General features: G+C 60.9%; 31 protein-coding genes. 26 read left to right on the forward strand and 5 right to left on the reverse strand.

Going from position 1 to position 19,455, the window contains the following annotated elements; all coding sequences use genetic code 11:
• The 4 genes from ACODS1_RS23660 to ACODS1_RS23675 all read right to left on the reverse strand — a co-directional run.
• On the reverse strand, positions 1-829 hold an 829-nt coding region (locus tag ACODS1_RS23660; protein ID WP_489087565.1), incomplete at its 3' end, for a hypothetical protein.
• 15 nt (positions 830-844) lie between these two features.
• Positions 845-1,159, reverse strand: coding sequence for a hypothetical protein (locus ACODS1_RS23665; RefSeq protein WP_489087566.1), 315 nt, complete (start codon positions 1,157-1,159; stop codon positions 845-847).
• Complete coding sequence (locus tag ACODS1_RS23670; protein ID WP_489087567.1) at positions 1,156-1,392, reverse strand: hypothetical protein; 237 nt, start codon at positions 1,390-1,392, stop codon at positions 1,156-1,158. Before ACODS1_RS23670 ends, ACODS1_RS23665 begins: the two co-directional genes overlap by 4 nt.
• Entirely contained in the window at positions 1,385-1,870 is a 486-nt protein-coding gene (locus tag ACODS1_RS23675) for a hypothetical protein (protein ID WP_489087568.1), read from the reverse strand. The genes ACODS1_RS23670 and ACODS1_RS23675 overlap by 8 nt, the downstream gene beginning before the upstream one ends.
• A gap of 126 nt (positions 1,871-1,996) precedes the next feature.
• Between ACODS1_RS23675 and ACODS1_RS23680 the strand changes: the two genes are divergently transcribed.
• Positions 1,997-2,212 carry a hypothetical protein gene (locus ACODS1_RS23680; RefSeq protein WP_489087569.1) on the forward strand — a complete coding sequence of 72 codons (216 nt, stop codon included), beginning with the start codon at positions 1,997-1,999 and terminating at the stop codon, positions 2,210-2,212.
• A gap of 13 nt (positions 2,213-2,225) precedes the next feature.
• Here ACODS1_RS23680 and ACODS1_RS23685 read toward each other — a convergent pair whose 3' ends face one another.
• Positions 2,226-2,450, reverse strand: coding sequence for a DNA-binding protein (locus ACODS1_RS23685; RefSeq protein ID WP_489087570.1), 225 nt, complete (start codon positions 2,448-2,450; stop codon positions 2,226-2,228).
• Between the two features lie 126 nt (positions 2,451-2,576).
• On the opposite strand from ACODS1_RS23685, the gene ACODS1_RS23690 reads away from it, so the two are divergent.
• From ACODS1_RS23690 to ACODS1_RS23810, 25 genes are all read left to right on the forward strand, one after another.
• A complete protein-coding gene (locus ACODS1_RS23690) occupies positions 2,577-3,005 on the forward strand; it encodes a helix-turn-helix domain-containing protein (RefSeq protein WP_489087571.1) in 429 nt (142 codons plus the stop codon).
• Between the two features lie 3 nt (positions 3,006-3,008).
• The gene (locus ACODS1_RS23695) at positions 3,009-3,488 is read left to right on the forward strand and encodes a hypothetical protein (RefSeq protein ID WP_489087572.1); all 480 of its coding nucleotides are present in this window, start codon (positions 3,009-3,011) and stop codon (positions 3,486-3,488) included.
• Between the two features lie 43 nt (positions 3,489-3,531).
• Complete coding sequence (locus ACODS1_RS23700) at positions 3,532-4,554, forward strand: nucleoid-associated protein (protein WP_489087573.1); 1,023 nt, start codon at positions 3,532-3,534, stop codon at positions 4,552-4,554.
• Complete coding sequence (locus ACODS1_RS23705; protein ID WP_489087574.1) at positions 4,538-5,761, forward strand: hypothetical protein; 1,224 nt, start codon at positions 4,538-4,540, stop codon at positions 5,759-5,761. The genes ACODS1_RS23700 and ACODS1_RS23705 overlap by 17 nt, the downstream gene beginning before the upstream one ends.
• Before the next feature lie 110 nt (positions 5,762-5,871).
• Positions 5,872-6,366, forward strand: a complete 495-nt coding sequence (locus tag ACODS1_RS23710; RefSeq protein WP_489087575.1) for a structural protein — start codon at positions 5,872-5,874, stop codon at positions 6,364-6,366.
• Complete coding sequence (locus ACODS1_RS23715) at positions 6,363-6,581, forward strand: DUF7940 domain-containing protein (RefSeq protein ID WP_489087576.1); 219 nt, start codon at positions 6,363-6,365, stop codon at positions 6,579-6,581. The genes ACODS1_RS23710 and ACODS1_RS23715 overlap by 4 nt, the downstream gene beginning before the upstream one ends.
• Positions 6,578-6,772, forward strand: coding sequence for a hypothetical protein (locus tag ACODS1_RS23720; protein ID WP_489087577.1), 195 nt, complete (start codon positions 6,578-6,580; stop codon positions 6,770-6,772). Before ACODS1_RS23715 ends, ACODS1_RS23720 begins: the two co-directional genes overlap by 4 nt.
• Entirely contained in the window at positions 6,759-7,364 is a 606-nt protein-coding gene (locus ACODS1_RS23725; RefSeq protein WP_489087578.1) for a lysis protein, read from the forward strand. The genes ACODS1_RS23720 and ACODS1_RS23725 overlap by 14 nt, the downstream gene beginning before the upstream one ends.
• A gap of 6 nt (positions 7,365-7,370) precedes the next feature.
• A complete protein-coding gene (locus ACODS1_RS23730) occupies positions 7,371-7,589 on the forward strand; it encodes a TraR/DksA C4-type zinc finger protein (RefSeq protein WP_489087556.1) in 219 nt (72 codons plus the stop codon).
• Complete coding sequence (locus ACODS1_RS23735) at positions 7,586-7,879, forward strand: DUF2730 family protein (protein WP_489087579.1); 294 nt, start codon at positions 7,586-7,588, stop codon at positions 7,877-7,879. The genes ACODS1_RS23730 and ACODS1_RS23735 overlap by 4 nt, the downstream gene beginning before the upstream one ends.
• A complete protein-coding gene (locus ACODS1_RS23740; protein ID WP_489087580.1) occupies positions 7,876-8,169 on the forward strand; it encodes a VpaChn25_0724 family phage protein in 294 nt (97 codons plus the stop codon). The genes ACODS1_RS23735 and ACODS1_RS23740 overlap by 4 nt, the downstream gene beginning before the upstream one ends.
• Positions 8,170-8,171: 2 nt before the next feature.
• Positions 8,172-8,717: a phage protein Gp27 family protein gene (locus ACODS1_RS23745; protein ID WP_489087559.1), complete on the forward strand. Its 546-nt coding sequence runs from the start codon at positions 8,172-8,174 to the stop codon at positions 8,715-8,717.
• Entirely contained in the window at positions 8,714-10,333 is a 1,620-nt protein-coding gene (locus ACODS1_RS23750; protein WP_489087581.1) for a hypothetical protein, read from the forward strand. Before ACODS1_RS23745 ends, ACODS1_RS23750 begins: the two co-directional genes overlap by 4 nt.
• Positions 10,330-11,826: a DUF935 domain-containing protein gene (locus tag ACODS1_RS23755; protein ID WP_489087582.1), complete on the forward strand. Its 1,497-nt coding sequence runs from the start codon at positions 10,330-10,332 to the stop codon at positions 11,824-11,826. The genes ACODS1_RS23750 and ACODS1_RS23755 overlap by 4 nt, the downstream gene beginning before the upstream one ends.
• Position 11,827: 1 nt before the next feature.
• Positions 11,828-12,655 (forward strand): phage head morphogenesis protein, encoded by an 828-nt coding sequence (locus tag ACODS1_RS23760; RefSeq protein ID WP_489087583.1) that lies wholly within the window; start codon positions 11,828-11,830, stop codon positions 12,653-12,655.
• Positions 12,652-13,134 carry a phage virion morphogenesis protein gene (locus ACODS1_RS23765; RefSeq protein ID WP_489087584.1) on the forward strand — a complete coding sequence of 161 codons (483 nt, stop codon included), beginning with the start codon at positions 12,652-12,654 and terminating at the stop codon, positions 13,132-13,134. Before ACODS1_RS23760 ends, ACODS1_RS23765 begins: the two co-directional genes overlap by 4 nt.
• A 128-nt stretch (positions 13,135-13,262) precedes the next feature.
• Positions 13,263-14,150 (forward strand): hypothetical protein, encoded by an 888-nt coding sequence (locus ACODS1_RS23770; RefSeq protein ID WP_489087585.1) that lies wholly within the window; start codon positions 13,263-13,265, stop codon positions 14,148-14,150.
• An 82-nt stretch (positions 14,151-14,232) separates the two neighbouring features.
• Positions 14,233-15,261 carry a peptidase gene (locus ACODS1_RS23775; protein WP_489087586.1) on the forward strand — a complete coding sequence of 343 codons (1,029 nt, stop codon included), beginning with the start codon at positions 14,233-14,235 and terminating at the stop codon, positions 15,259-15,261.
• Positions 15,262-15,269: 8 nt separating this feature from the next.
• A complete protein-coding gene (locus ACODS1_RS23780) occupies positions 15,270-15,638 on the forward strand; it encodes a head decoration protein (RefSeq protein WP_489087587.1) in 369 nt (122 codons plus the stop codon).
• Between the two features lie 9 nt (positions 15,639-15,647).
• Positions 15,648-16,631 (forward strand): major capsid protein, encoded by a 984-nt coding sequence (locus ACODS1_RS23785; RefSeq protein ID WP_489087588.1) that lies wholly within the window; start codon positions 15,648-15,650, stop codon positions 16,629-16,631.
• 3 nt (positions 16,632-16,634) lie between these two features.
• Positions 16,635-17,066, forward strand: a complete 432-nt coding sequence (locus ACODS1_RS23790) for a gp436 family protein (RefSeq protein ID WP_489087589.1) — start codon at positions 16,635-16,637, stop codon at positions 17,064-17,066.
• A complete protein-coding gene (locus ACODS1_RS23795) occupies positions 17,066-17,560 on the forward strand; it encodes a Gp37 family protein (protein ID WP_489087590.1) in 495 nt (164 codons plus the stop codon). The genes ACODS1_RS23790 and ACODS1_RS23795 overlap by 1 nt, the downstream gene beginning before the upstream one ends.
• Positions 17,557-17,760, forward strand: coding sequence for a hypothetical protein (locus tag ACODS1_RS23800; protein WP_489087591.1), 204 nt, complete (start codon positions 17,557-17,559; stop codon positions 17,758-17,760). Before ACODS1_RS23795 ends, ACODS1_RS23800 begins: the two co-directional genes overlap by 4 nt.
• Positions 17,760-19,196, forward strand: coding sequence for a phage tail sheath subtilisin-like domain-containing protein (locus tag ACODS1_RS23805; protein ID WP_489087592.1), 1,437 nt, complete (start codon positions 17,760-17,762; stop codon positions 19,194-19,196). Before ACODS1_RS23800 ends, ACODS1_RS23805 begins: the two co-directional genes overlap by 1 nt.
• Positions 19,196-19,455 (forward strand): phage major tail tube protein (locus tag ACODS1_RS23810; protein ID WP_489087593.1); only part of this gene is annotated, 260 nt, incomplete at its 3' end. The genes ACODS1_RS23805 and ACODS1_RS23810, both read left to right, overlap by 1 nt.

Consider the following 19,455-nt stretch of genomic DNA (forward strand, 5'->3'; position numbering starts at 1 on the left):
GGGCTTCCGGGTCGTAGTCCGGCTGGCTGGCCAGCTCGCCCATCCAGAAAGCGTCTAGGGCTTCGACCGCCTGCAGGTGGCGACCAGTGGCCTCGTCGATGATCGTCTGACGCTTGGCAATCTCGACCTGGAACGGCGCGACCTTGTCACTCCAGGGCATGGTGCGCAGTTGGTTGCGCTCCAGCTCCAGCTTGGCGTCACGCAGTTTCCTGCTGGTATCCGCCTCCACCTGGGACAGCGCATCCAGGTCACGCTGCGACTCATCCAGCTTCTTCTGCAGCTCTTCCTTTTCCTTGGCGTGCTTGCTGATCAGCTCCTCGGCCAGATCGACGAAGGCAGCCGAATCGCCGGACTTAGCGGCCTCGATCAGGGCGGACTTGTCGTCTTCTGGCAGGCGGCGGTACTGGCGTAGCTCACGGTAGCCAATGCCCATGCGGGACATGGACTCGAGAGCGTCTTCACCAAACTGGCGAAGGTTACGGATATCCTCGTCCACCTGTTCCACTGAGCGGCCAAGGAGCCCGCAGAACTCTTGCCAGGTGCCGGATAAAAAGTCGTGACCGTCACGACTTTTTTGCCCCTTGATAGCCCGGTAGAGCTTGTTTTCCTTGACGAAAGCGAGCTTAGAAGTCGTGACCGTCACGGAAAATTTGGCGAAGGCATCAGCCATCTGCGCCTGACCGAGTAGTTGGTTGACCAGGTCGCGCTCGTCTTGCATACCCTGGGCGATGGTGCCGAGCATGCCTAGGGCGCCGGCCTCTTCCTGGAAGGCAGCCTGGTTGATCTCAGGCATGGGAGTGATTTCCGGGTTGCTCGCTTTGCGGGCCATGTACTAAGTCCTTATTCAATTGGGGATGCGGGTGAAGCGCTGGCGGCGCTCGTCCAGCTCGCGCTGGGATTTCTGCAGGGCGGCATCGAAGGCGAAGGCCACCTGCACCAGGCGCGGGCCAAGCTGCCAACGCTTGTCGTCATGCACGCTGCGCTCGGCCAGGCCTGCGGTGCGCAGGTTCTCCAGGGCGCGCAGGGCGTTGTCATTGCTGCAGTCAGCGGCGGTGGCCACCTCCTTCAACAACATTCCGCGAAACTCGTTGCCGGCCAGGGCCAGCAGCACGCGCAGTACGCGCTGCACCTGTTCGGAGGTGTATTTGTCGTCGCTCATGCCGTGTGCTCCGCATTGGCGCGCTGGAGATAGCGGGCCTGGCGCAGCCCTTCCTGGCAGCCCGCCAGCCAGGCATCGGCTTGGGCGCTGGGCATGCGGTAGGGGCAATCCTTCTTGCCGATGCCGTCCAGCTCGCGGCGCAGGATGTACAGGCAGCCCTCTTGATACTCGGTGCTGCGCGGGTCGCGCGGGCCGTCGAATAGGGTGTTGTACAGCTCCAGAGCCTTACTCATGCTCATGGCCTCCAAGTTCGAGTTGTGGGTTGGCGTGTTGCTGTACGTTGCCGCGATGCCACGCCAGCTCTTCCAGGGCGTTCTGCAGCGCAGCCAAGGTGGCCGGCACGTCGTCCTTGCCGGCGTAAAAGGCCAGCAAGGTGCCGGTGGTTTCGGTGAGGATCTCCTGCAGGCGCTGGGTGTCCTTGGCTGTAACTGCACGCCCAGCCGGCACGTCGATCAGCACCTTGCCGCTGCTGGCAGCCAGCCAACGGCTGACCAGATTGACGCCACAGACCCGCTCGTAGACGGGGATCAGCACCGCAGGCATGCGCCCGTTGGCCAGCCACTTATAGAGAGCAGAGTGATCTGGCAGACCCATGCCTTCAGCGATGCGCTCCACGCTCAGGTTGTGCCGCTCGCGGGCGTGCTCTTTGCACCACTCCAGGGCCTGGCGCAGGGTGGTCGGCTGGGCGCGTTTCCAATTCCGGCGCCTCATTGGAAGTGCTCCCGGCCTTTGCCAGAGCGGGCATCCAAACAAATGCCGGTTTTGCACATTGGCAATGGCTTTTCGCCATGCACAATTGATTGAGGTAAATTGACTGGCGAAGCAGGTACTATCGAAATGACCGAGGCAGAAAGGTTGGATCGCCAAGCAGGCAGCATTGCCGCACTAGAGGGGGCATTTGCTTTGCTGGTTGAGCATGTTGCGCGTGCCGGTGTACTAAACAAGGCCGCATTGATGGGAGATATGCAGCGGCTGGTTGAGCAGCCAAGCGCCAGCAATGTGGTATGCCTGGCAGAACGGCGATTGCTGCGCATGATGGCGGTGGTGCGGTAACTCATAGCCAGCCTCACGCGACTTCCAAGGCCTTGGCCGGGTCGGTACAGATCTCGCCTGCCTTCAGCCCGAGCTTGATGGCGATTTCGTGAGCCTGGCCGCGCACGCACTTCTTGCGGCCGCCCAGGACTTCAAACACAAGGTTGGGCGAATACTTGTTGGCGATTGCCCACTGGGTAATTGAAATGCCCTTTGCCTTTAGCGCTTCACGGGCCTGGTCGGGGGTACGCAGCTTCATGCTGGAAGCTCCTTTCGAGGGGTTATGGCGCCTGATTCGGTGCCGCTTTAGTTGCCGTTCGTGGTGGGACGGTGTGGTTTAAATATAGGTACTCAAAAGAGTACCTGTCAATGGATTTGTACTCGTATGAGTTCCATCGGGGATCGACTTCGAGAAGAGCGCGAGCAGCTAGGGTTTAACCAGACCGCGTTTGGTGCGGTTGGCGGCGTGCAAAAACAGGCGCAGCTCAAGTACGAGAAGGGTGAGCGGTTTCCTGGGGCTGATTACCTGGCAGCAGTGGCCAAGGTCGGTGCTGATGTGCAGTACATCGTCACAGGCACTCGCAGTTCGGGGGCACTATCTGACGACGAGTCCGAGCTGGTAGCGCGCTTTCGTAAAGCCCCCCTCGCAGTGAAGGCTTCTACGCTCGCGGGGCTTGCTGCAGGTGCGGAGCCTCAGCCTAAGGGCGCAAAAAAACAGGTGTTCCGCGCAAGCGTTGGCCAGGTGGTGGAAGGTTCCATCACTAATGAGGCTGGTGTGTCATTCAATTTTGGAGTCGACAAGACGAAGGAGTGAGCCATGCGTCAGGACTTCCATGGCGATGTAGGCCAAGTGGCCGCAGGGGACATCAACAACAGCGGGGGTAACACACTCCTGGAGTTGAACATTCACGGCAACAACCAAGGGAACATCAACCTTGGCAACCAGGTATTTGAGGTTCGCCAGGGTAAGGAGCTGCCGCGTATTGGCAGTGGCCGTGAGCGCCTCTGCCCGCAGTGCGAGAACCATACCTGGCGATTCAATCAGCTATGCATGCACTGCGATTACGACCTTCAGCGGCATGATGAGATTCTCGCTCATCAGGAAGAAGCTGCCCGCCAACAGGCACTCCAGCTTCGATTGATGAGTATCTTTGTTGTGGCCTTCAGCGCTGCAATGGGACTTTTCTACGTGAAGCAGTTTTTGCCCGACTGGCTCCAGTCGTGGGTATTCGGTCTTGCCGTTTGTTGTGGGATTATCGCTTTCATTGCCATGAAAGCCGGTGACACCACGAAATAATTACTTCAGTCAGCAAGCGACCTCAGCAGCAAAAGGATGCTATATGGAAATTAGAGAAGCCGTGATCCAAGGACTCATAAAGGTTGCCGGATCTGACGTGGTTGATGAGGCATTTCGCGATGACCCATCAGCTCTTAATGATCGAATGAAATTACTGGCTGAAGAGCTAGTTAAGATCTACGGCAAAGTGACCAATAACTACGGTTGCTTCGATCAAGATCAAGAGATCTTCCGTTTTCCACACCATCTGCAGCAGTACTTGGAGGCGGCGATTGACATCGTCCAGCTATCCCAGACTACCAGTCGCTTGATTGCAGTTCAGATGGGAGGGGCTCCATCTGCAACTGGTGGCTATGCGTTGTACCTGCGCTATCAAAATCAGGGGCGAGACTGGCTGCTGATCGTGATGCTCAAGCTAAAAACCGGCACCGGCATTGACGAGGACAGTTTAGAGTTGAATGAGTCGCTGGCTTTCGACATTAACCACCTGCATGAGGCAGCACGAATTGACTTGGTAAAGTGGCAGGCAAACGAACAGCCTTACCTGTCATTTATCAAGCGTAGCGGCCGGCAGGATGAGGTTACTAGGTACTTCCGCTTGGCTTTGGGATGTACCGAGTACACCGACTCGAAAAGCAACACTGACCAAGCCCTCAAAGCAGTGGATGCGTATGCCGCTGACAAAGGCTGGACACCTGAGCAGAAACGTGAAGCCCGTAGGAAAACCTACGAGTACTTTGACGAGAAGAGCCGCAATCATGAACCTGTAAACATGATTGCCTTGTCAGGGATCATTAACGATCAAGAGCCGGATTCCTTCACCGAATTCGTTAAGAAAAATGAGTTTCCGGTTAGCGAGACCTTCGAGCCACACCGCAAGACCTACACCCGGTTCAAGCGAATCAGCGAAAAATTCGGAAATGTGAACGTCAGCTTTGATGTCCAGGATGTTCTGGATGGTCGCGTCGACTATGATGCCGCCACCGAAAATCTGGTGATCGGGCAACCTCCCGTAACTCTGATCAATAAAATTAATCAGGCGAAAGGCAATGACGCTCCCGAATGACCCCCTTGAACTGGCTGTTCTGCTGCATCAACAGATGCCAGAAAGCCGGTTCATTGATGGTGGTTTTATCGAAGGCGTTCTGCCAGAAAAGTGGGACTTTCAGCAGGTCGTTGATCAGCTCGATGCGCTGGGCCTTCTCAGCACAGAGGTAACAGCAGAGCGACGACTTGAGTTTTCTACACCCCACAATTTTTTCTGGTCATTAGACGCCTTGCTGGCTGCAGCGGAGCGCCGTATTCAGCCACCTGCGCGCTTCTATCTAGCTGACTTGCGCTACTCCCACCCTGGAGTTGAGGCAGACACCCCAGTCGCAGTTGCACGGTATCAACAGGCTGCACGACTGTTTCGAGCATTGCAGGGGGTTGCGGATCACGAAACAAAGGTAGGCAACTCCAGCAGCCTGATTTTTCTCCAACAACAAAAGCTGGAAATCACGGCAGGCTACCAAGCGACCGATCTTGCAGAGCTTCCCCAGCTCGACGATTTCGAGAGCGACTTCATAGAAAGCACAACGCACAAGCAACAGAAAGCGACGATCTTGCGCGCGGTTCTTTTCGAGCTGTTTGGTAGCCAGGCGAAGATTTCGTTCGCCTCAGTACTCGCCAACTTCAAGCAACTGGTTGATCAGGTTGTTTCGAGCTACCAGCTCTACGTATCGGAGTTTTCCTTCCAAAAGGTCAAAGCCGAAATTGAGAAGGAAAAACTGGAGTTCACCACGAAGCTCAATAAGGTATTTTCCGACATCCAGAACCAGCTCCTAGCCGTTCCAGCAGCTCTAATCCTTATAGGTGGGCAGATGGAAAATGGTGGGGTATGGTCGATCAAAAACCTCCTAATCTGGAGCGGTGCAATGGTGTTTGCGCTTCTCATGAATCTACTCATCAACAACCAGCGACACACACTCCGTGCGATCAAGCTTGAAATTGACCAGCAATGGGAGCTGATACAGGGCAAGCACAAGACGGTTGCGGAACAGTTCAAGAGTAACTATCGCCAGCTTGATGATCGCTACCAACACCAGCATCGCTTACTCGGAACAGTAAGTGCCTTGGTAGCGGCAGCCTTAGCCTTTGCGACGGGCATGTTGCTTTGGTATTCGGTGTCTGAGTTGCAATTTTTCCAAAGCGTCATGTGGGGTATAGCCCTTGGCGTGCCCATGTATGGGCTATATCAATTGGCGCTCTGCTGGCGAGAAAGGGCCAGATGAAAATTCGACTTTAAACCCGATTAAAAGCCTCACCTGCCCACGCCGCCGATCATGGCGGCGTGTTCGTTTCTGGCGCCCGCACACACGGCGCCGAGCAGGCAGGAGGCGCCATGCGACCCGAAACCCCTCGCGGTATCCGCAACTACAACCCCGGCAACATTCGCCATGCCAAGGGCGTGCGCTGGCAAGGCCAGGCCGCCGCTCAGACTGACGTCGAGTTCGTCCAATTCAATGGCCCCCGCTGGGGCATTCGCGCCATTGCGCGTGTGCTGATCACCTATCAGGACAAACGCCGTGCCGGTGACGGCAGCCGCATTGACAGCGTGCGTGAGTTCATCGAGCGCTGGGCGCCACCCTTCGAGAACGACACCGACGCCTATGTGCGCCAGGTGGCACGTGCCATCGGCGTTGGCCCGGACGATGAAACCCTCGACGTCTACGACTTCACCGTCATGCGTACCCTGGTGCAGGCCATCATCCGCCACGAGAACGGCCCAGGCCCGCTGCCAGGCGGTGCGTGGTACGGCGATGTTGTGATCGCCGATGGCCTGGCCCTGGCCGGTATCACGCCGGGCGTCCAGCACGGCAAGGCGTTGTCGGTATGAAGCTGATCTCCGAGTGGCGCCGCTGCCACACTTTCTACAGCGTGCAATTGGCCGCGCTGATCGCCTTGTTCGGATTCCTGCAGGCCACCCTGCTGCCGATCTGGCAGGCGCAGCTTTCACCGACCGCCTATGCCGTGGCCAACAGCCTGCTGGCCTGTGCGCTGTTCATTGCACGCCTGATCAAGCAGGGGCCGGAACAGGAGTCGCAGCCATGATGCGCCTGATCCTGGGCCGTGCCTTGTCGGTCATTGCCTCCATGTTCAGTGCTCCGCGCCTGTGGGTGCCCAGCGCCCGCTACCTGCAACCCTGGCCTCAAGCCCGCCCCGGCAAGTCCGGTGTGGCAGCGGCTCGCCGCGCTGCCCGCAAGGCTCGCAACTGCCGGAGACAACGCCATGGTCGGATTTAAGAACCTGCCCCAGCCCCTGCTGCTGGGGTTGTTCGGTTGCCTGATCTGCGCGTGTGCGGCTGGCGCCATTGGCTATGGCTTTGGCGCGCGCTATGCCGAAGCCCAAGGCAATGCGCGTCTGGATCGCCTCAAGGCCGAGCATGCGGAGCAGGCCCATCAGACAGCCATCACTAATCGCGTTCAGTTGCTGCAGCAGATCGAGCGAGCGAATCAGGCTGAGGCCTTGTTGCTCAGCCAGCAGGACGGGCACGACCAGGATCACCAACAGCTCCAGGAGCGCATCCCCCATGTCACGACTGTCTACCGGCCGGCACCTGCTGCTGCGCCTGTCGTTATCCCTCGCTGTGTGTTCACTGTTGGCTGGGTGCGCGACTTCAACCTCGCCCTCGGCGCCAATATGCCCGCCACAGGAGTCGGCGCCGCTACCACCAGCTCTGCTCAAGCGGCCTGGCCCGCCCCCGGTACTGACGCCGAACTATTGGAAAGCGGTGTCACTCCGGCAGACATCCTGGCCCATGCCCAGGACTACGGTCGCTGGGCCCGCAACAACCTTGCCCAACTCAATGCCTTGCTCAACCTGCAAAAGGACTGACACCACATGGATGTAGCTGATCTCGCGCAGGACAACGACTTCAACGAAGCCGCCTTGGTGGCACACCGATCTGGCCTGCAGCGCCGCTCCGGCGTATCGGCCTACCGCTGCGAAGAGTGTGGGGATGCCATCCCCGAGGAACGCCGTCAGGCCGAGCCTGGCACCGAACACTGCATCGAGTGCATGACCACTCTGGAGCACCTTAGCAAGCGAGGGCTGCGATGAACCTGAACGACATGAGCTTCGGTTTTCAGACCGTGCAGTGGCTGGTGCTCTCCGCCTTGGGCATCTACACCTGGCTCACCAACCGCCAGGCGGCCAGCACCAAGGAGCTGCTGGAACTGCGCACTCGCATCGTTGCCCTGGAAGAGCGTATTCGCCACCTGCCTGACCACACCGCAATCACCGAGCTGCTCGGTGACATGAAGGCTGTACGCGCCGAACTGCAGGGTATGCAGTCCATCGCGCGCTCGGTCGACCGCATCAACGACTACCTGCTGAGAGAGAAAGCATGAGCCAATATGCCGACTTCCTGCGCCAGGACATGCGCCTGGTACTGCTGCGCCTGCTGGTCGAGATGCCGGCCTACCGGGCCAATAGCTCGGTACTCAACGCCGCCTTGGACGGCTTCGGCCACAGCGTCAGCCGTGACCAGGTGAAAACCGAACTGCACTGGCTGGCCGAACAGGGCGCTGTGAAATTGGAGGAGATGGGGCCGGTACTGGTCGCCACCCTGACCGAGCGCGGCCAAGACATCGCGGCTGGCCGTGCCCGCGTGCCCGGCATCAAGCGTCCGGGGGCCTGACCATGTCCAGGTCATCGATCAGCCGCATGCCTCCGGTGGTCAAGGCGTACATCCAGAAGCTGCTCCGCGAAGACCGGATGACGCTCGACGAGATGTTGGAGGCCATCCGCCAGCGCTTCCCCAACGAAAAAGCCCCCAGCCGCAGCTCGCTCGGCCGCTTCAAGGTAGGCTTCGAGCAGTTGAACGAAAAGTCTCGCCTGTTCCAGGAGCAGGCTGAGGCATTCGTCGGCGCCCTGGGCGAGGACTCCAACGACAAGACAGGCGCGCTGCTCGTACAAGCCGTTTCGACGCTGACCTACCAGGCTGCCATGGGCGCCCATGAAAACGATGAGGTGACCATCAAGGAAGTGGCTGCCCTGGCCAGGGCGGCGAAGGCCACCATGGAGGCGCGCACCCTGAGCGTGCGCGAGCGCCAGGCCATCGAGAAAGCTACCCGCGAGCGTTTGCTCCAGGAACAGGCCGCTGAGCTGGATAAAACCGTTCAAGCCGGTGGCCTCTCTGATGAGCAAGCCATGTTCTGGCGCAAGAAATTCCTGGGGGTGCAATGACAGCCCAGGCCATCAAACATTCGACCAGCACGCTGCGCGTAGTCGAATGGGACGAGCTGCCGCCAACGGTGAAAGAGATCCCGTTCGGCTTCAACCCGCTGGCCGCTGGCATCCTCATGGAGCACCAGGTCGACTGGTTGCGGATCGAGGCGCAGATCAAGCTCTGTGAGAAAGGGCGTCGAACCGGCATCACCTTCGCCGAAGCCCTGGACTCGGTAATCACTGCCGCATCGCGCAAGAGCGCGGGCGGCATGGATGTGTTCTACATCGGCGACACCAAGGAAAAGGGCCTGGAGTTCATCGGCTACTGCGCCAAGTTCAGCCGGGTGATCGCCGAGGCCCAGGCGTCTGGCGTCAGCGAGATCGAGGAGTTCCTGTTCGACGATCAGGATGAAGAGGGCAATACCCGCCAGATCAATGCCTACCGCATCCGCTACGCTAGCGGCTTCAAGATCGTCGCGTTGTCCAGCAACCCCGCCAACCTGCGCGGTTTACAGGGCAAGGTGATCATTGACGAGGCTGCCTTCCACCGCGACGTCTCTGCCGTGCTCGACGCTGCCACCGCCTTGCTGATCTGGGGCGGGCGGATCGTCATCATCAGCACCCACAATGGCAAGGCCAACGCCTTCAACCAGATGGCCACCGACATCCGCGAGAAGCGTTACGGCGATGATGCGCAGGTCTACAAGGCGACCTTCGACGATGCCGTGGCCAACGGACTGTACGAGCGTGTGTGCTTCATGAAGGGCGAAGAACCGACCGCCGAAGGCAAGGAGGCCTGGTACAAGAAGATCCGCAACGCCTACGGCCCGCGCAAAGCGCAGATGCGCGAAGAGCTGGACGCCATTCCCCGCGACGGCAACGGCGTATGCGTGCCTGGTATCTGGATTGAGGACGCCATGCGTGATGGTCGGCCGGTGCTGCGCCTGGCTCTGGACGACGACTTCACCACCCAGTCAGTAGGTCGGCGCGACGCCTACGTCCAGGACTGGATCGAGCGCTACCTGGCGCCCGTCATCCGCCAGCTCGATCCGGGGCTGCGCTTCTACTTCGGCATGGACTACGCCCGTCACCGCGACTTCTCCATTGGCGCGCCCATGTCGGTTGATCAGTCCCGACATCGTGATGTGCCCTTCGTTTGGGAAATGCACAAGGTGCCGTCCCGCCAGCAGAAGCTGGTGCTGTTCTACACCTTGCGCAACCTGCCGCACTTCATGGGCGCTGCCATTGATGCTACCGGCAACGGCGAGACCATTGCCGAGGACACCGCTGACGAGTTCGGTCGTGGCCGTATTCACCAGGTGAAGCTGTCCAGTGCCTGGTATGGCGCCTGGATGCCGAAGTTCGTCGAGTTGTTCGAGGACGGTGTCATCACCATCCCCAAGGACGACAACCTGCAGCAGGACGTGCGCGCTATCGAGACGATCAACGGCATTCCCATGATCGCCAAAGCACGCTCTCAGGACTTGAAAGATCCCGACCTATACCGCCATGGCGACTTCGCTGGTGCCGGTGTGCTAGCCAACTTCGCAGTCTTGGAGTCACCCTCGACGCCAGTGCGTGCCAGATCCCGCCGCCCGCGTGCGGCAACCCGAATCACCAGAGGTTTTGCATGAGCACTCCCCGTGGCCTGTGGGTTAGCCCCACCGAGTTCGTGTCCTTCGCCGAGGCCAAGCGCAACCGTATTGCCGCCCAGCACGTTGCCACCCGTGGGCGCATCGATGGCGGCTTCGCCGGGCTCAACCTGCCCAACCCCGACCCGATCCTGAAGGCCGCGGGCAAGGACATTGCGGTCTACCGTGACCTGCGTGCCAGGCCTCGAATCGGCGGCAACATCCGCCGCCGTAAGGCCGCAGTGCTTGCCCTGGAGCGAGGTTTGAAGCGCGGCACAGCCCCAGTACGGGTCGAGCGCTTTATCCGCGATTGGCTGGCTGACCTCGATCTCGACCGCATCCTGCGCGAGCTGCTGGATGCGCCGCTGTTTGGCTACCAGCCGGTCGAGCTGATGTGGCAACCGGTGGGCCTGTACAGCGTGCCGCAGGATCTGCTCGGTAAACCGGCTGAGTGGTTCCGCTACGATCGCGACAACAATCTGCGCTTCATGGCCCGTGATGCAGGCAGCGAAGGTGAGCTGCTCGATCCACGCCGCTTTGTGGTGGCCCGGCAGGATGCTACCTACGCCAACCCCTATGGCTTCCCCGACCTGTCCATGTGCTTCTGGGCCGACACCTTCATGCGTGGCGGCTTGAAGTTCTGGGTGCAGTTCACCGAGAAGTACGGCAGCCCCTGGGTGATCGGCAAGCACCCGCGCGGCGCGGTAGTCGAGGAAACCGAGCTGCTGCTCAACAGCCTGGAAGCCATGGTGCAGGACGCTGTTGCCGCCATCCCGGATGACGCCAGCATCGAGATCATCGAAGCCGCCGGTAAAGGCAGCTCCGCCGAGGTATACCGCGAGCTGCTGGAATACTGCCGCAGCGACATCAACGTTGCCTTGCTAGGCCAGGATCAAACCACCGAGAAAGAGGCCAACCGCGCCAGTGCCACAGCCGGCGCCGAGGTCACCCAGGACATTCGTGACAGTGACCTCAGCCTGGCCTGCGCCTCGTTGAATGCCGTCATCCGCCTGGTGGTGGATGTGAACTTTGGCCCGCAGGTCGACGCCCCCATCTACGACATCTGGGAGCAGGAGGCCATCGACAAGGCCTTGGCCGAGCGCGATGTCAGCCTCAAGGGGGCTGGTGCTAACTTCACCAATGCCTACTTCGAGCGTACCTACAGCCTGCAGCCGGGTGACCTGGCTCCCCAGCAGCCCATAGCCATCGCCCCTGAGTTCTCTGAGCCCGTCGTGCGCCCTGTGCTCGATCAGGTCGCCCTCGACCAGGCTATCGCCAGCCTGCCTGCCGAGCAGCTCCAGCAGCAGGCCGAGCAGGCGTTGTTGCCGGTGATCGAGGCGCTGCAGCAGGGGCGCGATGAGAGCGAAGTGCTCGGGCTGCTGGCTGAAACCAGCCCGAACCTGGACGCCCGCGCGCTGCAAAGTCGGCTGGCCCAGCTGATGTTCCTGGCCGATACCTGGGGCCGCCTCGCTGCCTCGGTCGACCTGGAGGACTGACATGGCCAGGCGCAAAGCCGTCAACCCGGCCGACCTCAAGGCCATCTTCGGCCTGGAGCCCGAGGCAGCCATCGCCTACCTCAAATCCAAGGGCTACGCCATTACCTGGAACTGGCAGGAGATGCTGGACAAAGCCCACGACCAGGCCTTCACCGTGGCCAAAGCCATGCGCCTGGATCTGCTCTCCGATATTCGCGAGGCGCTGGAACGCGCCCTGCAGGAGGGCAAGACCCTGAAGCAGTTCATCACCGAACTGCAGCCCGTGCTCGAGCAACAAGGCTGGTGGGGCAAACAGGTGATTGTCGACAGCAATGGCGGCGCCGAGCTGGTGCAGCTTGGCAGCCCGCGCCGGCTGAAAACCATCTACCAAACAAACCTGCAGAGCAGCTACATGGCCGGGCGCAAGGCGGCAATGGAAGAAGCCACCGAAACCCACCCTTACTGGCAGTACGTGGCGGTGATGGACAACATGACCCGCCCCAGCCATGCCGCACTGAATGGCAAGGTGTACCGTCATGACGACCCCATCTGGTCGGCGATCTTCCCGCCCAATGGCTTCAACTGCCGTTGCCGCGTAACCGCCCTGAGCGAAGCGGCCATGAAGCGCCGGGGCCTGCGCCTGGTCTACAGCCGTGGCACTGTCAGTACCGATGAGGTGGAGATCGGCACCAACCAGCGCACAGGCGAGATCTACACCGCAGCAGTCACCCGCGTGCGCACCACCGACGCCAATGGCAAGCCGGTGACCTTCAGCGTTGATCCAGGCTTCAACCATGCCCCCGGTGAGGGCCTGGCCGAGCTGCTCAAGCGCAAGGAGAAAGCAGCATGATCAACGTCAATTTGGATCACCGCCACCTGCAGGACGTCCTGCGCCGCGTCGAGTGGGCGGTGGGCGATCTGGCGCCGTTGATGAAGAGCATCGCCGTCGAGCTGGGCTCGATCACGGAAGAGAACCTCGATGCCGAGGGGCAGTCCGGCAACGCCTGGCCGGCGCTGTCGGAAGTTACTACGGCGATCCGTGAGGCAGCCGGTAACTGGCCAGGGAAGATGCTGCAGGTCAGTGCGGCAGGTTTGGCGGCATCGATCACCACCCACGCTGACGACAGCAGTGCCCTGGTCGGCAGCAACAAACCCTATGCAGCGATGATGCACTTTGGCGGCGACAAGGCGGACTTCCCCCACCTCTGGGGTGACATCCCGGCGCGCCACTACCTGCCTATGGATGGCGATGGCCAACTGCAGCCCGAAGCCGAGGAATCCATCCTGGATCTGGCCCTTGGGCATATCGAGAAAGCCGCGCGTCTATAAGGCCGTTTGCGGGGCCTGTGGTTCTGAGGGCCATCGTTGCTTGTCTTCCCCCGTAAATCGCGCCGTAAAGGCTTTATAAATCTTTCCTGGCCTGTTCCCATGCTACTGCCACTACAAGGAGACAGCACATGGCCAAATTCACAGACGACGACCTGATTGCACTCAACGAACGCTTCGCGCATGAAGACATCCCTTTTCATGCAAGACCACTTCGCGCTGCTATTGAGATCCTCGGGAGTGGGTTTGTTATGGGTGTTCTAGCCAATCCTGCTGTAGAGGAGATAACAGGAGCCTACGAACGCTTGTTCCCTGAGGTGAATTACACCTGGCCGGGAATGGGGACAGGGATCACTGCCTCCCTCGATAGGGTCAGAAAAGTCACAATAGGTGTTGTTTGTGGCAGTGTTTCGTTAAGTCCTGCGAAAGCAATGGGATTTGATTCCGAAGAGGCATGGTGGAATTGGTGTAATCGCGATCTGATTACTGCTGCCAAATCGAGTTATGCCTTTGCTGATATGTTTGATTTGGTTTATGGGATTGACGATCAGCGCTTCACTACAGCAGATGGTGTTGTTCGCTGGGGGCTTGCCGTGGAGCAATTGGCCCTTGTCGCTGATAGCTTGTCTCAATCTGGCGCAACAGGAAGCGCCGTACTACAGCCCATTTGCTTGGCTGCAGAACTAGCGATGAAGGGTACTCTGCTCCAATTAGGTGTTTCAGAATCCAAGCTGCGCTCCAGAGAGCTCGGGCATCATCTCGATAAGCTCGCCTCACTTCTGGTTCAGAAGAGCCCTCATCGTGATGATCGCTTGCTTTTGCAGGCTGTAACTAAATTCCCAGACTATGTAGATAGTCGCTATGACCCTACTGGCTTGAGCCGCCTGCAAGTCGTGGCCTTGGCATTAGATGCGCAGTTCATTGCTGCGTCTTCAGTGCGAAGGATCTGTACCGATAGAGATATTGCTCTGCAGCTTGAGAATGGACATCCAGGCCCACGCGCCAACTTCTTTCCATAGCTGACTCTTTAAACCCGATTAAAAGCCCCGGCCACTGAGGTCGGGCAGGCTGTGCGCATCTTCTCCCTCAAGCGCACAGCCCATGAAACTGATTCCCTTCTTCCGCGCCGGCTCGCACACCGATAACCAGGGACGCAAGGTCGAGTTCAGCGAAGCCGACCTCGATGCCGCCATCGCTGGCTATGACCCGGCAGTGCACCGTGCGCCCCTGGTGATCGGCCACCCAAAGGACAACGGCCCGGCCTTCGGCTGGGTGCGCTCCATTGGCCGCAACACCAAAGGCGAAGCGGCTGCCGTGCCCGAGCAGCTCAACAACGACTTCGCCGAAGGCGTGGCGGCCGGTACCTGGTACCCGCGCTCGGCGTCCTGGTACGCCCCCACCGACCCGCGTAACCCCAAGCCCGGCATTTACTACCTGCGCCACATTGGCTTTCTGGGCGCGCAGCCGCCCTCAATCAAGGGCCTTTCCGATATCGAGTTCGATGATGGTGAAGGCGTGTTGGAAATCGAGTTCACCGACTACGGCCATGAGGTGGGTGCCAGCCTGTGGCGCCGACTGCGCGAGTTCTTGCTAGGTAAGTACGGCAAGGACGAAGCCGACCAGGTGATCCCCAACTGGGAGATCGACAGCCTGGCGGAAGTCGCCCGCCGCCCCGCGCCTGTAGCACAGCCAGGCCTCGCATTCACCGAATCCCCCACGCAACCCGAGGTAAGCCCCGTGACCCCCGAAGAAGCTGCCGCCCTGCAGGCGGAAAACCAGCGCCTGGCCAACGAGCTGGCGACCCGTCAGCAGGCCGACCGCGCGGCCGTCCAGGCCCAAACCCATGCCGCCAGCGTGTCCTTCGCTGAGCAGTTGGTCGCGCAGGGCATGAAGCCGGCCCATGCGCCCGCCGTGATCGCTGCCCTGGACTTCGCTGAGTCCGGCGAAACCCCGCTGGAGTTCGGCGAGGGCGACGACCGTCAGCCGCTGACCGAGGGGCTGAAGGCGATCTTCACCGAGCTGGCCGGTGGCATCAGCTTCGCCGAGCAGGCCGCCCGCGAGCGTGCTGGCAAGGGCTCGAACCAGACCACCAACCCGCTGTTGGCTGACGCCGAAGCACGTTCCAAATAGGAGGCCCCATGGCCACGTACACCCCGCCCAAGAAGTTGGGCGATCTGCTCCTGATCGAGGTTGCCCCCGGCTGGACGAAAGAGAAAGGCACCTTGCTGGCCGGCACCGCCTACGCCTTTGGCCAGGTGCTGGCCAAGGTTTCGGGCAAGTACCAGGTGCTCGATCCAGCCGGTACCGGCGCGGCCAAGAAGGCTGCCGCCGTGCTCGGCGAAGCGGTCGACGCCACCGATGGCGACAAGCCTGGCGTGGTGATCGCACGCGGCGCCGTGGTTGATCTGACCGAACTGGCTTGGCCGCAAAGCATCACCGACGTGCAGAAGGCCACTGCCCTGGATGAACTCACCGCGCTGGGCATCGTGCCCCGTGCCAGTCTGTAAGGAGCTGCCATGAACCTGGAAGACCTGTTTACCGTTGCGGCGCTGACTGCGGCCGTCAACAAGTTGCCGGCGATCCCAACCAAGGCTGGCGCCATGGGTATCTTCGACGAGAAAGGGATCACCACCACCTCGGTGGTCATCGATGAGCGCGAAGGCCGGCTGGTGCTGGTGCCCAATACCTCCCGTGACGGTGACGCCGCGCCGGTCAAGCCCAGTGGCCGCGCTCGCCGTACCTTCGAGACCCTGCACCTGCCGCTCAGCCGGCCGCTGCTGCCAAGCTCGCTCCAGGGCGTTGCTGGTTTCGGTGAGGAGCAAGCCCCGATCAACGCCCAGGCCAGGATCATCAATGACCACCTGCAGGAGCTGAAGAACAGCATCGACGCCACCCGTGAGTACCAGCGCATCGGCGCCCTGTGCGGCAAGCTGCTGGATGCCAATGGCTCGGTGCTGTACGACCTCTACGACGAGTTCGGTGTCCAGCAGAAGAAGGCCACCGTGAACCTGAGCAATGCCGACACGGACGTGCGCAAGGCTTGCCTGGATGCCAAGCGCCACGCAGAGAAGAAGCTGGGCGGTGTGATGGTGCGCGGCTTTGCCTCCTTCTGCGGCCCGGACTGGTTCGATGCCTTCACCGGCCATGCCAAGGTGGAAAAGGCGTTCGCCAACTACCAGGAAGCGCAGGATCGCCTGGGCGGCGATACCCGCTCTGGCTTTACCTTCGGCGGCATCACCTTCATCGAGTATGACGTGACCGTCAGCGGCCAGCGCTTCATTCCGGTGGATGTGGCCCAGGTGTTCCCCCTCGCCCAGGGTGTGTTCCGCATGTTCAACGCCCCGGCCAACTACAACGAGACGGTCAACACCGTTGGCCTACCGTTCTATGGCAAAGGCGAGGCACGCCGGATGGGCAAGGGCTGGGACGTCGAGGCGCAGTCCAACCCGCTGGCCATGTGCATGTTCCCCGAAGCACTGGTCGAGCTGAAGGCGGGCTGAGCCATGCGCTACTGCACCCACCAGGACATCGGCAAGGCTATCCCGGAGCTGACCTTGGTGCAGCTCTCCAACGATGACTCCACCGCCGAGCAGCCCAATGAGAGCGTGATCGAGGACGGCGTGCGCCAAGCTGAAGAGCTGGTGGACGGCTACCTGCGAGGTCGCTACGTCTTGCCGCTCGACCCGGTGCCGACCGTCCTGCGGGATGCGGTGGTGTACCTGACTCGCCACTGGCTGTACCAGCGTCGCCCCGAGGGCGCCATCCCCGATGCGGTGAAGGACAGCCGCAAGGACACCATCAAACTACTGGAAAGCATCCGCGATGGTGTGGTCACCCTGGGCATGCCCAGCGGCGAGGCTGCGCCGGAGCCAGGTGAGATCAAAGTGCGGGCGCGTCGCCAGCAGTTCGGCGATGAAACCTGGAGGCGCTACTGATGGGCCAGACGGCAGTGATCCTGGATGCCTTCGTCGAGCGGCTGAAGGTTGCCTTTGGCCAGCAGCTGATGGTCGAGCTGTTCCCGGAGAACCCGAAGAATTACCGGCTGAACCACCCGCGTGGGGCGATCCTGGTGGCCTTCGGTAGCTCGAAGTTCGGCAACCCGGAGGCGCTCGATGCAGTGTTCCAGGAACGCAACCTGATCATCCCGCTGACCCTGGTGTTTCGCCAGCTCAATGGTCGGGACGGTGCGATTGCCTACCTGGACGATATCCGCGACTGCCTCACCGGCTGGTACCCGCCGCACTGCGATAACGCATGCCGTTGCGTCGAGGAGACGTTCATTGGCCAGGTGAATGGCCTCTGGCAGTACGGCCAACGCTTTGCCACCCGTGCAACCCAATTGCAGCAGATGGCGCCTGGTGACTTCGGTGTACCTGGCGGCCCCATCGGCGGTGCGCTGCAACCCCCTAACTTCGAGGCCACCCCGTGAAACTCAGCAAGTACATCTATTCGGGGCCGCGTAGCTCGGCCTCTCTGCGCGTGGGCAAGGATCTGCTGGAGGTTCAATTGAACCCCGGCAAGCCGGTTGAGCTGCCTGCAGAACATGAATACACCCTGGTGTTGTTACAGCTGAAGCACCTGGAGCCAGCCCCGGCCGACAAGGCCGTCGCCGATAAAGGAGGCAAGTGATGGCCGCTAATTACCTGCACGGTATCGAGACTCTGGAGGTCGAGCGCGGCCCACGGGCCATTCGCGTGGTTAAAAGCGCAGTGGTTGCCGTGGTCGGCGCGGCCCCCATCGGCCCGGTGAACACCCTGACCCTGTGCCAGACCATTACCGATGATGCCCAGTTCGGCCCTGAGTCGCTCACTGGCCAAGGCTTTGGTATTCCCGAGGCGCTGGCGGGCATCCATGCTTTCGGTGCGGGCACGATCCTGGTGATCAACGTGCTCGATCCGGCCATCCACAAGTCCAACGTGGCTGACCAGGTGCGCACCTTCGGCACCAATGACCGTCTGCAGCTCAGCCAGGGTGCGCTGCAAACGCTGACCCTGAAGCCCAATGCGGCAGGTGATCCCTATGTAGTGGGTACCGACTACAACGTGGACATGGTCACGGGCATCGTCACCCGCATTGCAGGTGGCGGCATCGCCGCCGGGGCCACGGTCAAGGCTGACTTCAGCCATGCTGACGCGAGCCTGGTTACGGCTGCCGACATCATTGGTGCCGTCAACGTGGCCGGCCAGCGCTCTGGCCTGAAGGCGTTCGCCGACAGCTACAACCTGCTCGGTTTCTTCCCGAAGATCTTCATTGCGCCTGGCTTCTCCACCCTCAACTCGGTGGCTGTCGAGTTGATCAGCCAGGCCGAGCAGATGAATGGCATCGCCTACATTGACGCCCCCATCGGCACCACGCCGGCCCAGGCGCTGGCTGGCCGTGGGCCTGCGGGCACCATCAACTTCAACAGCAGCAGCGACCGTGTGCGCCTGTGCTACCCACATGTGAAGGTGTACGACGCCGCGACCGATGGCGAGCGCCTGCAGCCGCTGTCGATCCGTGCGGCCGGAGCGCGGGTGAAGGTCGACCTGGACAAGGGCTACTGGTGGTCTAGCTCCAACTATGAGTTGGTCGGGGTCATTGGCCTGGAGCGCTCGCTGACTGCGCGCGTGGATGACGCCAACAGCGAGGTGAACCTGCTCAACGAAGCGGGCATTACCACTGTGTTCAACTCCTTCGGTACCGGCCTGCGCCTGTGGGGCAACCGTACCGCCGCCTGGCCGACCGTGACGCACATGCGCAACTTCGAGAACGTGCGCCGCACCAAGGACATCGTCGACGAGTCGATCCGCTACAGCTCGCTGCAGTTCGTGGACATGCCGATCAGCAACGCGCTGATCGACAGTATCACCGAGAGCGTCAACCTGTTCATGCGCAAGCTGATCGGCGATGGCGCCCTGCTCGGCGGTGAGTGCTGGTATGACCCGGCACGCAACCCGCAAACCGAGCTGGAGCTGGGCCACCTGCTGTTCAACTACAAGCTGACGGTACCGCCACCCATGGAGCGCGGCACCTTCGAGACCGAGATCACCGGGGACTACCTGGTAAGCCTGGGGGGTAACCAGTAATGGCTGGCTTCGCCGCACACCGCATCACCAACGCCAACATCTACCTCAATGGCGAGGACTTCTTCGCCAAGTGCGAAGAGGTCGACCTCGGCAGCGTCAAGGCCGTAACCAGCGACTTCCAGGGCCTGGGTATGGTCGGCCTGATCGAGCTGCCGGACGGCCTGGATAAGCTGGAGGGCAAGATCACCTGGAACAGCCTGTACGCCGAGGCCGGTACCAAGCTGGCCAGCCCGTTCAAGGCCGTGCAGTTGCAGTGCCG

The organism is Pseudomonas sp. FG29, assembly GCF_057809355.1.